At 59.0% G+C, this 13,415-nt stretch carries 10 protein-coding genes and 1 pseudogene; 6 read left to right on the top strand and 5 right to left on the bottom strand.

What is annotated here, in order from left to right:
* Window positions 1–171 precede the first annotated feature (171 nt).
* The 6 genes from HNR03_RS13925 to HNR03_RS13900 all read left to right on the top strand — a co-directional run bounded on the left by HNR03_RS13925 (window position 172) and on the right by HNR03_RS13900 (window position 7,953).
* The gene (locus tag HNR03_RS13925; protein ID WP_222589140.1) at window positions 172–948 is read left to right on the top strand and encodes a DeoR/GlpR family DNA-binding transcription regulator; all 777 of its coding nucleotides are present in this window, start codon (window positions 172–174) and stop codon (window positions 946–948) included.
* A gap of 1 nt (window position 949) precedes the next feature.
* Window positions 950–2,782, top strand: a complete 1,833-nt coding sequence (gene glmS / locus HNR03_RS13920; RefSeq protein WP_259154144.1) for a glutamine--fructose-6-phosphate transaminase (isomerizing) — start codon at window positions 950–952, stop codon at window positions 2,780–2,782.
* A 212-nt stretch (window positions 2,783–2,994) separates the two neighbouring features.
* Window positions 2,995–4,194 carry a Fic family protein gene (locus HNR03_RS13915; RefSeq protein ID WP_259154143.1) on the top strand — a complete coding sequence of 400 codons (1,200 nt, stop codon included), beginning with the start codon at window positions 2,995–2,997 and terminating at the stop codon, window positions 4,192–4,194.
* 10 nt (window positions 4,195–4,204) lie between these two features.
* The gene (locus tag HNR03_RS13910) at window positions 4,205–5,107 is read left to right on the top strand and encodes a LysR family transcriptional regulator (protein WP_259154142.1); all 903 of its coding nucleotides are present in this window, start codon (window positions 4,205–4,207) and stop codon (window positions 5,105–5,107) included.
* Between the two features lie 125 nt (window positions 5,108–5,232).
* On the top strand, window positions 5,233–5,859 hold the full coding sequence (locus HNR03_RS13905; protein WP_259154141.1) for a glutathione S-transferase family protein: 627 nt from the start codon (window positions 5,233–5,235) through the stop codon (window positions 5,857–5,859).
* A 63-nt stretch (window positions 5,860–5,922) separates the two neighbouring features.
* The gene (locus HNR03_RS13900) at window positions 5,923–7,953 is read left to right on the top strand and encodes a pyridoxamine 5'-phosphate oxidase family protein (protein ID WP_259154140.1); all 2,031 of its coding nucleotides are present in this window, start codon (window positions 5,923–5,925) and stop codon (window positions 7,951–7,953) included.
* Between the two features lie 292 nt (window positions 7,954–8,245).
* Here HNR03_RS13900 and HNR03_RS13890 read toward each other — a convergent pair whose 3' ends face one another.
* The 5 genes and pseudogenes from HNR03_RS13890 to HNR03_RS13870 form a co-directional block, all read right to left on the bottom strand.
* A complete protein-coding gene (locus HNR03_RS13890) occupies window positions 8,246–9,376 on the bottom strand; it encodes a glycosyltransferase family 4 protein (RefSeq protein WP_259154138.1) in 1,131 nt (376 codons plus the stop codon).
* On the bottom strand, window positions 9,377–10,507 hold the full coding sequence (locus HNR03_RS13885; RefSeq protein WP_259154135.1) for a glycosyltransferase family 1 protein: 1,131 nt from the start codon (window positions 10,505–10,507) through the stop codon (window positions 9,377–9,379). It lies immediately after the preceding gene.
* Entirely contained in the window at window positions 10,491–11,855 is a 1,365-nt protein-coding gene (locus HNR03_RS13880) for a glycosyltransferase family 1 protein (RefSeq protein ID WP_259154134.1), read from the bottom strand. The genes HNR03_RS13885 and HNR03_RS13880 overlap by 17 nt, the downstream gene beginning before the upstream one ends.
* Window positions 11,852–11,986: pseudogene (locus HNR03_RS13875) on the bottom strand (ABC transporter ATP-binding protein); the annotation flags it as partial. The pseudogene HNR03_RS13875 and the gene HNR03_RS13880, both read right to left, overlap by 4 nt.
* Window positions 11,971–13,413 (bottom strand): mannose-1-phosphate guanylyltransferase/mannose-6-phosphate isomerase, encoded by a 1,443-nt coding sequence (locus HNR03_RS13870; protein WP_259154133.1) that lies wholly within the window; start codon window positions 13,411–13,413, stop codon window positions 11,971–11,973. The pseudogene HNR03_RS13875 and the gene HNR03_RS13870, both read right to left, overlap by 16 nt.
* Window positions 13,414–13,415 lie beyond the last annotated feature (2 nt).

The raw sequence follows: 13,415 nt of genomic DNA, 5'->3' as shown, positions 1-13,415 counted from the left end.
GATCGTCATCGCGGGTAAGCCCGCTCCTGCAAGGTTTCACGGGACCTTTCAAGAGCGAGCTTGCCCGCGCTGCATTTATCCACAGACATTTTTTCTTACAGACGCTTGACGAAGTTTCACCAATAGGTTTTGATTGCTTCCGTTATCTTTCGAATCGAAACTTACTTGCTCATGTCGAAGCGCAATACACCACAACGTCGCCACAACATTCTCGCCTTGCTCACTGAACAGGGCGAAGTCAGTGTGGATGAGCTGGCCAAACGCTTCGAAACTTCGGAAGTTACGGTTCGCAAGGATTTGGCTGCGCTTGAGAGTAATGGCCTGTTGCTTCGCCGCTATGGCGGTGCGATCACCATGCCTCAGGAACTGGTCGCCGACATCGGCCAGCCGGTTTCCAAATACAAACAGGCCATCGCCCGCGCCGCCGTGAAACGGATTCGCGAGCATGCGCGAATCATCATCGATAGTGGCAGCACCACCGCCGCCATGATCCCGGAACTCGGCCAGCAGCCGGGCCTGGTGGTGATGACCAATTCCCTGCACGTCGCCAACGCCTTGAGTGAACTCGAACACGAGCCGGTGCTGTTGATGACCGGTGGTACCTGGGACCCGCATTCCGAGTCCTTTCAGGGGCAGGTTGCCGAGCAAGTACTACGCTCTTACGACTTTGACCAGTTGTTCATCGGTGCCGATGGCATCGATCTGGTCCGTGGTACCACCACCTTCAACGAATTGCTGGGCCTTAGCCGTGTCATGGCCGATGTCGCCCGTGAAGTGATCGTGATGGTGGAGGCCGACAAGATCGGCCGCAAGATCCCCAACCTGGAACTGCCCTGGAGCAGTGTCCATACCCTCATTACCGATGATCGCTTGCCGCAAGATGCAAGGGATCAGATTCAGGCCCGCGGCATCAATTTGATTTGCGCGTCTGTCAGTCAGGAGAAATAGCATGTGTGGAATTGTCGGCGCAGTTGCAGAACGTAATATCACCGCCATCCTGCTCGAAGGCCTCAAGCGCCTGGAATACCGTGGCTATGACAGCGCCGGTGTGGCGGTTTTCACCAACGACGAAAAGCTCGAACGCATGCGTCGTCCGGGCAAAGTCAGCGAACTGGAAAACGCTCTCGAAGCCGAACCTCTGGTTGGTCGTCTGGGCATCGCCCATACCCGCTGGGCCACCCACGGCGCACCGTGCGAGCGTAATGCGCACCCGCATTTCTCCGGCGACCTGGCGGTGGTGCACAACGGCATCATCGAAAACCACGAAGCCTTGCGTGAACAGCTGAAAGCCTTGGGTTACGTGTTCACATCGGACACTGACACCGAAGTCATCGCTCACCTGCTGAACCACAAACTCAAGGACCTGCATGACCTGACCGTGGCCCTCAAGGCGACCGTTAAGGAACTGCACGGTGCTTACGGCCTGGCCGTGATCAGTGCTCATCAACCTGATCGTCTGGTCGCAGCCCGCAGTGGCAGCCCGCTGGTGATTGGTCTGGGCCTGGGTGAAAACTTCCTGGCGTCCGACCAGTTGGCCCTGCGTCAGGTCACTGACCGTTTCATGTACCTGGAAGAAGGCGATATCGCCGAAATTCGCCGCGACAGCGTGCACATCTGGGACGTTGATGGCCAAGCCGTCGAGCGTGAAACCGTTCAGTATCGCGATGGCGCCGAAGCGGCCGACAAGGGCGAGTTCCGCCACTTCATGCTCAAGGAAATCCACGAGCAACCGGCCGTGGTTCAACGCACCCTCGAAGGTCGTCTGAGCCCCAACGGCGTACTGGTACAGGCTTTCGGCCCACAGGCGGCTGAGCTGTTCGCCAAAGTGCGCAACGTGCAAATCGTTGCCTGCGGCACCAGCTATCACGCCGGCATGGTTGCCCGTTACTGGCTCGAAGAATTGGCCGGTATCCCGTGCCAGGTCGAAGTCGCCAGTGAGTTCCGCTACCGCAAAGTCGTGGTGCAGCCAGACACGCTGTTCGTCACCATTTCCCAGTCCGGCGAAACCGCCGACACCCTGGCCGCCCTGCGCAACGCCAAGGAATTGGGCTACCTCGCCAGCCTGGCGATCTGCAACGTCGGCATCAGCTCGCTTGTGCGTGAATCCGACCTGACCCTGCTGACCCAGGCCGGTCGCGAAATCGGCGTCGCCTCGACCAAAGCCTTCACCACTCAACTGGTTGGCCTGTTGTTGCTGACTCTTTCTTTGGGTCAGGTTCGCGGCACATTGTCCAAGGACGTCGAAGCGACCCTGGTCGAAGAACTGCGTCGTCTGCCAGCTCGCTTGGGTGAAGCCCTAGCCATGGACAGCACCGTGGAGAAAATCGCCGAGCTGTTCGCCGAGAAGAACCACACCCTGTTCCTCGGCCGTGGCGCGCAATTCCCGGTGGCAATGGAAGGGGCCCTGAAACTCAAGGAAATCTCCTACATCCACGCCGAAGCCTACCCGGCGGGCGAGCTCAAGCACGGCCCATTGGCGCTTGTGGATAACGACATGCCAGTGGTCACCGTGGCGCCGAACAACGAACTGCTGGAGAAGCTCAAGTCCAACCTCCAGGAAGTCCGCGCCCGTGGTGGCCAACTGATCGTCTTCGCAGACGAGCAGGCAGGCATGACCAACGGCGAAGGCACCCACGTTGTCCACATGCCGCACATCCACGACATCCTGTCGCCGATCCTCTACACCATCCCGCTGCAGTTGCTGTCGTATTACGTCGCCGTGTTGAAAGGCACAGACGTCGACCAGCCGCGCAACCTGGCGAAATCGGTGACTGTGGAATAACGCTAAAGACGCGGGGGCACACTAAGAGCTCCTGCGTCTCCTTTCTACCAAAGCACTGCCAGATTTTGCTCAAAACGTTGTCAGAAAAATCCGCTAAAAAATCCGCTAAAAAATCAAAAACGTACAAAATGATATACTCTGAAAGCTAGGTAAATAAAGGCTTTGAGGGTAGTCTGGAATCCGCGAAAAAATCCGCGATTTCTGGAGGTTTCATGAGTACTGAGTTCGTCACCGGGATCAACTGGCTGGAACCTCTCATGCCAACGTTTCCGGCTGAAATTCTTCAGTTGGCAGAAAAAGTACCGTTCCAGGCGGGAAAGTTGAGTGCGATGGTTGCGCCACAGATGATTCAGCGAGTCGGTGGCTTGTTGCGTGTGACCAGTAGTTTTTACAGTAACCTTATCGAAGGCCAGTTCACTGAGCCTGCCACTCTCGCGCCATCGGCTCCCAAGCGTAATCGGAAGGAACTCAATGAGCTCGCGATGGCGCATATCGGGACGCAGCACGCTTTTGAGAGAGCGCTGGCCTTACATAACCAACTCCCTTGGGACTCACTATTCAGTGGACCATTTATTTCGCGCATCCATAAGCGACTCTTTGATGGCGCATCAGGTGAACAACTGCAGTTGAGCGATGGGAGCCGGTTTATTCCCGGTGAGTTGCGCGATATCGCAAATAGGGACGTTTTAGTAGGGAATCATGCGGCGCCTTCTTGTAAAGCGGTCACGCCGATGCTTGACCGAATGCAGCAGGTTTACGGCCGTATCCCCGACGCTCGCAGCCGATTAATTGCAGTCATGGCCTATCACCACCGATTAGCTTGGGTGCATCCATTTGCAGATGGGAATGGTCGTACGGTCAGGCTGGTTACTCACCTGCAATTGCACAAGCTAGGCCTTGTTTCGCCACTTTGGTCGCTGTCTCGTGGTCTCGCCAGGCAGCAAGACATTTATTACGCCCGACTGGCCAATGCCGATAAACCTCGCCGGGGCGATCTTGATGGTAGAGGTCAGTTGACTCAAGCCGGACTGTTCGAGTTCGTCGGGTTCATGCTTGAAACCTGCCTGGATCAAATGAGCTATACCGAGCAGGCGCTGAATATTTCAAACATGCGCGAAAGGCTTCATACGATATTTGCCTGGGATGAGCGAATTAAAAGAGCAGGTCTAAAGCAAGAATCTGCACGAGCACTGCACATTCTGCTGACGCAAGGCACTGTTAGCCGTGCCGACTTCAAGATTTTTACCGGGCTACCTGACCGGGTGGCGACGGATCAGCTCAGAAGCCTCGTTCAACTCGGAATTGTTGAGAGCGCTACTCCTAAGGCTCGTGACCTGTATCCAGGATTGCCAATCTGGTTTGCACAGCTGCTGTTCCCTGATCTGCACCAGCGCATGGTCACTGCGTCTTAGGAGTTAACCCATGGACCGATTCCAGGAAATGCAAGTCTTCGCCGCCGTCGCCAAGGAGCAAGGTTTTTCGGCAGCGGCTCGGCTTTTGGGGATGTCGGCGGCGAGTGTCACTCGGGCCGTGGCGGCGCTGGAAAAGCGCATTGGCACTCAGTTACTGACGCGCACCACCCGCAGCGTGTATTTGAGCGAGGCAGGTCAGCGTTTTCTGGAGGATTGTCGGAGAATTCTTGCCGAGGTGCAGGAAGCTGAGGATTCAGCCGCCGGAAGTCATGCCCAGCCCCGTGGGCAACTGACCATCACGGCGCCTGTGTTGTTCGGTGATTTGTTCGTCACGCCGATCATGGTCGGTTACCTGACGCAATTTCCTGAAGTCAGCATCAATGCGCTTCTGGTCGACCGGGTGGTGAGTATGGTTGAGGAGGGCGTCGATGTGGCGGTACGCATCGGCGAGCTGCCGGATAGCAATCAACATGCAATCCGTGTCGGTGAAGTGCGGCGGGTGATTTGCGCTTCTCCGCAATTCCTGAAAGCCCATGGTCGGCCTCGGCATCCATGCGAATTAAGCGCAGCACCGATCATTGCTACCTCGGCCATCGGGCAGCTCAGGAGCTGGCCGTTCCTTGAGGCGGGAGAGCCGATCAGCGTTCGTGCAGAACCGCGTCTTGTGGTCACCGCCAATCAGGCCGCTATCACGGCCGCCGCCATGGGCCTGGGGCTGACCCGAGTGCTGTCGTATCAAGTGGCGAGCAAGATTGCTGCGGGTGAGCTGGAAATTGTATTGGCTGACTTCGAACTGCCGCCGTTGCCCATTCATGTGGTCTATCAGGGCGGGCGCAAGGCTCCGGCGCGGGTCCGTAGTTTTGTCGACTTTGTGGTGAAGACACTGCGTGAACACCCGGCGCTGCAGGGCTAACGCGTTATTGCGCTGGATGAAATAATTGATTGCATTTGCTGGTTATTCTGTTGTTTTGGTTGTGGGTGGAAGATAGCTCCAATTGGCGCCGACCTAAACGGCGCCACCCACCAGCGGAGCCGACCATGCAAGCCATCAAACTCTACAACTTCCCACGTTCCGGCCATGCTCACCGTGCGCAGTTGATGTTGTCCCTACTGCAGTTGCCGACCGAGCTGATCTTGGTCGATCTGGCCAAAGGCGCGCACAAGCAGCCGGATTACCTGGCGATCAACCCGTTCGGTCAAGTCCCGGCGATTGATGATCAAGGTGTGGTGCTGGCCGATTCCAACGCGATCCTGGTTTACCTGGCCCACAAATACGGGAACGGGCGCTGGCTGCCCACCGATCCGGTCGGTGCGGCCAGAGTTCAGCGCTGGTTGTCGATCACCGCAGGGCCGATTGCCTACAGCGTTGCCCGAGCACGACTGATCACGGTGTTCGGCGCGTCCTACAATGCTGAGGAAGTCATCGCCAACGCCCACGCCGTGCTCAAAGTAATCGATCAGGAATTGGCCGCTACGCAATACCTCGTCGGCAACGAGCCAACCATCGCCGATGTCTCGGCCTACAGTTATATCGCCCATGCGCCAGAAGGCAATGTGTCGCTGGACGACTACGCCAACATCCGGGCGTGGCTGGCGCGAGTTGAAGCGTTGCCAGGATTTGTCGGCATGCCGCGCACCATCGCCGGCCTGCAAAAAACTGCCTGATGCTCACGGCCCGACTCAGTCGGGCTGCTCACATTGCGCGATCAGCGCAGGGGAGAAACCGTTATGGAACGTTCACCTTGGCACACTGGCGAGAAACAATTGCAGGCTCACGTGGGTGTTGCCGAGCGAATGGACGTCGTAGGTCGTAAGGTGATTCGCAGCGAGATGCCGGATCAACACCGCACGTTCTATCAGCAACTGCCGTTCATGCTGTACGGCGCGGTCGATGCCGATGGCAACCCTTGGGCCAGTATTCTTGAAGGGCCGCCCGGTTTTGCTCATTCCCCGCAGCCTGCGTTGTTGCAGTTCGACAGCCTGCCTGGCAGCGACGATCCTGCGCAGTTGCAAGAAGGCGCGGCGATTGGCCTGCTGGGCATCGAACTGCACACTCGGCGTCGCAACCGTCTCAATGGCCGGGTTGGCGCTGTGACGGCAAGTGGCTTCGGGGTGACGGTCGAGCAATCGTTCGGCAATTGCCCGCAGTACATTCAGCTGCGCCAGTTCCGCTCGGTGCCCTTGGCGGACCCGTCGACCCGTGTCGCGCAGCACCTCAATGCGCTGGATGAAGCGGCCACCGCGATGATTGCCGACGCCGATACCTTCTTTGTCGCCAGCTACGTGGACGTTGATGGCCAACGCTCGGTGGACGTTTCTCACCGAGGTGGCCAAGCCGGTTTTGTCCAGGTTGAGGGCAATCGCCTGACCATTCCGGATTTTGCCGGCAACCTGTTCTTCAATACCTTGGGCAACCTGCTGATCAACCCTCGTGCGGGTTTGCTGTTTATTGATTTCAATTCGGGCGACTTGCTGCATCTCAGCGGTCGCGCGCAGGTCATTCTTGAAGGCCCGCAAGTTGAAGCCTTTCAAGGGGCCGAGCGGTTGTGGACGTTCGAGGTGGAGCGTGTGGTGCGCCGGCCTGTCGCCCTGGCTTTGCGCTGGCGCTTTGACGGCGTGTCTCCGACCAGTTTGCTGACCGGCACCTGGGCGCAGGCGAACGCGCGGCTGCAAGCCAAGGCCCTGGGCGACAGCTGGCGGCCGTTGCGAGTGGTGCGCATCGAGCAGGAAAGCCACGCCATCCGTTCGATCTATCTGGAGCCCAGCGACGGCGCGGGGTTGCCGCTGTTTCAGGCTGGGCAGCATTTGCCGTTGCGATTCAACATTGGGGGCGATGTGCATATCCGCACGTACAGCCTGTCGAGCGCCCCCTCCGATGACTTTTTCCGCATCAGTGTGAAACGTGACGGGTTGGTGTCTTCGCACCTGCATGAGCACGTTCGCGTCGGCGATGTGCTGGAAGCTCGCGCGCCTCAAGGGCATTTCACCGTGGCACCGCATGAGCGTCGGCCACTGGTGCTACTGGCCGCCGGTGTTGGCATCACGCCGTTGCTGTCGATGGTGCGCGAGGTGGTTTATCAAGGTTTGCGCACCCGGCGCATTCGGCCGACGTGGTTTTTCCAGAGCTCGCGAACCTTGGCCGATCAGCCGTTTCGCCCGGAGCTGGATCGCTTGCTCGACGGCCTCGGCGACTCGGTACACATGATGCGATTGCTCAGTCAGCCCGAACCTGATGCCCGCGAGGGTGAAGATTTCGACCTGACCGGGCGGATAGACGCCGACCTGATGAAGACCGTTCTCGAAGTGGACGACTACGATCAGGTGGATTTTGTCCTGTGCGGGCCGGGCAGTTTTACCCAAGGGATGTACGACAGCCTGCGCAGTCTGGATATCCGCGACGCGAGGATTCATGCCGAAACCTTTGGTCCCTCGACATTGCGTCGTACGCCGGACCCGGATGCCGTGGTCATCGAGCAACCACCGGCTGCCACTGTTTCGATGCCTGTCGTGTTCCAGCGCTCGGCCAAAGAGGCACGCTGGCAGCCCGAGGGCGGCAGTTTGCTGGAGCTGGCGGAAAGCCGCGGATTGCGCCCGGAATTCAGCTGCCGCGGCGGATCTTGCGGCACCTGCAAAACGCGCCTGATCAGCGGCGAAGTGAATTATCCACAGCCCCCGGCGGAAGTGCCTGAGGCTGGAGAGGTGCTGATTTGTTGTGCGGTGCCGGCGCAGGGTTCGCAGCCGTTGGTGCTGGATTTGTGACCTATCGGGAATGCACAGGAGATCCCCTTGGGGAGTGAGTTGGCTCGCGATAGCGATGTGTCAGCCAACTTCAATGTTGAATGTTAAACAGCCTTCGCGAGCAAGCCCGCTCCCACATTGAGGTCGATGTTGGCCTGAAATTTACTGCTTACGTCCTAACGCGGCCGTACCAAAATCTACGCCACACAGCTGATCCCCTGTGGGAGCGGGCTTGCTCGCGAAAGCGGAGTGTCATTCAGCATTGATGTTGACTGAACCACCGCCTTCGCGAGCAAGCCCGCTCCCACATCAGTTACGCGTAGGACAGGGATTTTTCTTCCAGCAGTTCCTCGTACAACTCGGTCCACTTGCGGCCCATTTCATCGGCGGTGAATAACTGCCGATAACGCGCCTCAGCCTTCGCGCCCATTTGCGCCGCACGTGCCGGGTTCTCCCACAGCGTGCGCATGGCTTCACGGAAGGCAAGCGGTTGACTCGGTGGGACCACCAGCCCGGTTTCGTTGTGGATATTGATGTAGCTGGTGCCGGTGCCGATTTCGCTGGAGATCATCGGTTTGCCATACATCGCGCCTTCGAGCAGCGAGATGCCGAACGCTTCAGAGCGTAGATGCGAAGGAAACACGATGGCGTAGCTCAGTTGCAGCAGCGCCACTTTGTCTTCATCACCCAGGCGCCCGAGGAAGTGAATATTGCGCAAACCCAAGGCCGCTGCCTGTGCATGCAGCTCCACTTCCAATGGGCCGGCTCCCACGATGACCACTGGGTAATCCAGGTCTTTGAGCGCATCGAGCAGGATGTGCAAACCCTTGTAGTAGCGCATCACGCCCACAAACAGGAAAAACTTATCCCCAACCGTTTGCCGCCAATGAGCCATGCGCTCGCTGTCGGGCTGTGGATAACCTGCCTTGTTCAGGCCATAGGGGATAACCCGGGTCTTGGCCTGGAACTGTTGCAATACATCGCTGGTGTGCAAGTAGTTGGGCGAGGCGGCGACGATCCGGTCGGCGCTTGCCAGGAACCGGTTCATCAGCGGTCGATAAAGCTTGAGCAGGTGCTTCTGGCGAATGATGTCCGAGTGGTACGTCACCACGCTCGGTTTTTTGATACCGCTGGCGAAGTGCACCAGGTCCATGAACGGCCAGGGGAAGTGGTAATTGACCACGTCGGCTTCAGCGGCCATTTCGCGAAACTGCTTGAAGACGCTCCACGAAAACCCCGTGGAAGCAAACTGAATATCGAGTTTGGCCCGGTGAACCTCGTGTTGCCCGAGTCGAACCACCGGCGGTGTGGGATCGGCACTGAGTGTCAGTACCTGGCTTTCAACGCCATGCTGGGCACCGCTTTCGCAGAGCTGGAAGATGACTTGCTCGATGCCGCCAACGGAGTCAGGCAGGTACGTCTTGAAAAAATGGAGTACTCGCATTCAACCTCCTAATGCCTGGCGATAGGCGCTGGCCGTGATAGTGGCGCAGCGCTCCCAGGTAAAAAGCCTTGCCTGTTGCAATCCGGCTTCCCGGCATGCCTGCCAATGCACTCGATCGTCGATCAGACGGATCATTGCCTCGCGCAAGCCGTCGGGATCGTCAGCTTCAATATAGTTGCCCGCAGCCCCTGCCACTTCCGGCATGGCCGAACGTCGGGTGAGGATTACCGGCGTGCCGCTGGCCATCGCTTCCAGAACCGGTAAGCCAAAGCCTTCGTAAAGCGACGGAAAAATCAGCGCCCGGGCACCGGCCAACAGCTGCGCGACTTGCTCGTCGGGCAGGTAACCCAGCAGGCAGACATTCCCGGTGGCGAGCGCCCGCTGCAGTTCTTCGCTGAACTGGTCGTGCTGCCAACCGGCCATGCCGACGATCAGCAGCGGAAAACGCTGGCGGATTGCCTCGGGCAACCTTGCATGGGCACGCAGGGCCAGTGTCAGGTTCTTGCGTGGCTCCAGGGTGCCGACGCAGAGGAAATACTCCCGCGCCTCGACGCCATGAGCCTTGAGCACCGCATCGATGGCCTCCGGCTCCCGGGGGTGAAAACGCGACGCCACGCCCAATGGCGCGACGACAAACCGTTCTGCTGGCAAGCCGAAGTGCTGTTGAGCTTCGTCAGCGATGTACTGCGAGTCGGTGAGAATCAGGCTCGCCCGCTGCACCCCGTCGGCGAGTCGCCGTTCGATCTCTCGCAAGCGCGCGGGCGGTTGCGTCTCGGGGTAGTGCAGGTGGGTCAGGTCATGCAAGGTGATGACCGTCGGGCCGTCGAACGACAGTGGCCACAAACTTGGTTCGTGGTAGAGGTCGATGGTTTGCGTGCTCCCCTGATCGAAGCGTTTCTGTTCCAGCCAGCGGCGGGCCTGGTAGGCCCCGGGAATCCTGCGCAGCAACGGCGTCAGCCGTGAATAGCCCGGCATGGCTGCCTCAGGGAGTACGGAACTCCAGCCCCAGCCGTGGAACAGTGCCAGCTCGACTTCGGGTTCAGCGGCGAGGGCGCCAGCCAGTTCAGCAACGTAATGGCCTATGCCGGTGCGCGGGCCCTGGAGGATCCTGGCGTTAAGGGCAATTCGCATGTTGCCTCTCTGGCACGGCCGGTTCTTGCAGATTGCGCAAGGTGCGTTCGGCCAGTTGTGCACTGGCTTCACGCCAGCCGATCCACTGCCAATCCGCGACGTTGCGCGCGGCCGGAAATTGCCCGGAGCGTTCGAACTCCATGACCAGGTCCGCCAGGCTTTGTGGCTCGGCCAGATCAAAGTACGCCATGAACTCGCCGCCGATTTCACGGAAGATCGGAATGTCACTGCCCATGGCCGGCAAACCGCGTTGCATGGCTTCGACCAGAGGCAGACCGAAACCTTCGACCCAGGACGGAAACACCAGCGCGCTGGCGTGGGAATAGGCGTGTTCGAGACTGGTGTCGCTCAGGTCATTGAACATGAACAGGCGTTTGTTCAGCTCGGCGTGATTGCGCACGCGGGCGAGCAGGGCGTCGCATTTCCATCCAATACGTCCGGCGATGCACAAACGGGCGCTGGAACCTGATGCCCAGGCGCGTTCAAAAGCGTCGAGCAGGTAATCGTGGTTTTTGCGCGGTTCGATGGTGCTGACCATCAGAAACACTGGTTCTTGCGTTTTGAACAGCCGCGCCAGGCGTGGCTCGACCTCGGCGCTGACTTCGCTCAGGTCCAGTTCGGAACCGAGGTGAAAATAGTCGAACCACAGTCTGTCGGTTTTGGCCGGGCCCAGGCGTCGCTGCACTTCGTCATGCACCTGATCGCGCACCGTGGCGGAGATCGCCACATAGCCGTCGGCAGTTTGGGTGATCCAGTTGAACCACTCGGTGAAAACCTGCACCAGCCGCGTGTCATAGAACTGCGGATGTGTCAGCGGAATGAGGTCGTAAATTACCGAAACGATGCCCACGCCTTCGCGTTTGAGCTGTTCGGCGAACGGGAAAAAATCGCTGTGCCAGGAGGAGTCGAGCAACACCAACTGATCGCCCGCCTGATGCTGCAAGGGCGAGCAACGTTTGGGCAGTTGATATTGGTTGATGCCCTCGATCAGACGCAATGGAATGCTGAAACAGGAGATCGCCGTGACGCGGTAGGCCACGTGTAGCAAGCGCTTGATCACTCGCGAGTTGCTGCGGTTGTGCAAGTATTGGTGCATTTGCCAGAAACGATGAGCGAGCCGTCCGAGGCGCCCGCCAAAGGTCATCAGCCCATCGTAAAACGGAATGTTCAATGCGCCCAGTTTCAGCACTCGATAGAGTTTGCCGTTGAGCATCACCACTGGGATGCACTCCACACCGTCGACACTCTTCGGCAGCTGATTGATGACGTTGCGCACCACTCGCTGAATGCCCGAATTGACTTTGGGGTGCTGGAACACGTGGGTGCATTCCACCAGAAGACGCGTCATGGCCTGCCCTCCGAAACAATTGATTCGGCAGAGTGGGTGATGGAGGTTTTCGCCCCCGGCCACGAGCAGCCGACGAGGTCTTCATGGCGGTTGTTGATCACATGGAACACCAAGGTCAAACCGTCCTGCCATATTGGTCTTCGAAGCGAACGATATCGTCCTCTCCCAGGTATTCGCCGCTTTGCACTTCAATGATCACCAGGTCGATCACGCCCGGGTTTTCCAGGCGATGCTTGTGACCGGCGGCAATGAAAGTGGATTCGTTCTTGGCCACCAGATGGGTGCCGGTGCCGTTGTTGGTGACCTTGGCCATGCCTTCGACGACCACCCAGTGTTCATTGCGGTGGTGGTGCATTTGCAGCGACAGCTTGCCGCCGGGCTTGACCACGATGCGCTTGATCTTGAAGCGCGGGCCTTCCTCGAGCACGGTGTAGGTGCCCCAAGGTCGACTGACCGTGCGGTGCAGGCGATAGGCCTCGTGTTTCTTGTCCTTGAGCTGCTTGGCGACCCGGCGCACATCCTGCGCGCGATCGGCGTGGGCGACCAGCACCGCGTCGGCGGTGTCGATGATGATCAAGTTATCCACACCCACCGTTGCCACCAGCCGGTCTTCGCACTGGACAAAGTTGTTGTGGCTGTCGATGAACACCGCATCGCCGCTGGCGCGGTTGTTTTGCGCATCCGCCGGCACCAGCGCGGCCACCGCGCCCCAGGAGCCAATATCACTCCAGTCGAATCCGGCGGGCACCACGACCACCTTCTCGGAGCGTTCCATCAAGGCGTAGTCGATGGAAATGTCGGTGATCTCGGCGAACAGCTCCGGGGATAATTCCTGCTGCAGACACCCAACCGTTTCCACCGGGGCACTGGCTGCCATGCAGGTTCGCGTCTGCTCAAGCAGTTCGGGGGCGTGCAGTTGCAACTCGGCCAGCACCGTGGTGACCGAGAAGCAGAACATGCCCGAGTTCCACAGGAATTTGCCGCTTTCCAGATAATGCGTAGCGGTTTGCAGGTCAGGTTTTTCGACGAAGCGTTGCACCTTGGCCGCGCCTTTTTCGTCCAGTGCCGCGCCGGTTTCGATGTAGCCGAAACCGGTCTCCGGGGCAGTCGGCACCACGCCAAACGTCACCAGGAAACCATCCTTGGCCAGCGCCACGGCGTGGTCAACGGCTGATTTCAACGCATCTTCATTGCGGATCAAATGGTCGGCAGGCATGACCACCATGATCGCTTCGTCGCCGTGCAATGCTTGTAGCGACAGGGCGGCGGCTGCGATGGCCGGGGCCGTGTTACGGCCAGTCGGCTCAAGCAGGAAGTGTCCGCGATGACGATTGAGTTGCGCCTCCTGATAGTGATCCTTGCTTTGGAAGTAGTACTCACGATTCGTCACCGTGACGATATCGCCCCAGCCATCAAGCAGCCCGGCCGCACGCCGATACGTCTTGCCCAGCAGCGACTGGCCGTCGGGCAATGTCATGAACGGCTTGGGGTGCCCTTCGCGGGACACCGGCCACAAACGAGTCCCGGCGCCGCCGGAAAGGATCACTGGAATCAGCATGG

This window comes from Pseudomonas sp. JAI111 (genome assembly GCF_024809425.1).
In the GTDB taxonomy this organism is placed as follows: Bacteria; Pseudomonadota; Gammaproteobacteria; order Pseudomonadales; family Pseudomonadaceae; genus Aquipseudomonas.
The sequence above is the reverse complement of the archived record's forward strand: the minus strand, read 5'-3'. Positions and strand labels throughout refer to the sequence as shown.

Coding starts and splice junctions, on each gene's coding strand:
- glmS (WP_259154144.1), top strand. CDS start 950: ATGTGTGGAATTGTCGGCGCAGTTGCAGAACGTAATATCACCGCCATC.
- HNR03_RS13915 (WP_259154143.1), top strand. CDS start 2,995: ATGAGTACTGAGTTCGTCACCGGGATCAACTGGCTGGAACCTCTCATG.
- HNR03_RS13870 (WP_259154133.1), bottom strand. CDS start 13,413: ATGCTGATTCCAGTGATCCTTTCCGGCGGCGCCGGGACTCGTTTGTGG.
- HNR03_RS13890 (WP_259154138.1), bottom strand. CDS start 9,376: ATGCGAGTACTCCATTTTTTCAAGACGTACCTGCCTGACTCCGTTGGC.
- HNR03_RS13925 (WP_222589140.1), top strand. CDS start 172: ATGTCGAAGCGCAATACACCACAACGTCGCCACAACATTCTCGCCTTG.
- HNR03_RS13880 (WP_259154134.1), bottom strand. CDS start 11,855: ATGACGCGTCTTCTGGTGGAATGCACCCACGTGTTCCAGCACCCCAAA.
- HNR03_RS13900 (WP_259154140.1), top strand. CDS start 5,923: ATGGAACGTTCACCTTGGCACACTGGCGAGAAACAATTGCAGGCTCAC.
- HNR03_RS13885 (WP_259154135.1), bottom strand. CDS start 10,507: ATGCGAATTGCCCTTAACGCCAGGATCCTCCAGGGCCCGCGCACCGGC.
- HNR03_RS13910 (WP_259154142.1), top strand. CDS start 4,205: ATGGACCGATTCCAGGAAATGCAAGTCTTCGCCGCCGTCGCCAAGGAG.
- HNR03_RS13905 (WP_259154141.1), top strand. CDS start 5,233: ATGCAAGCCATCAAACTCTACAACTTCCCACGTTCCGGCCATGCTCAC.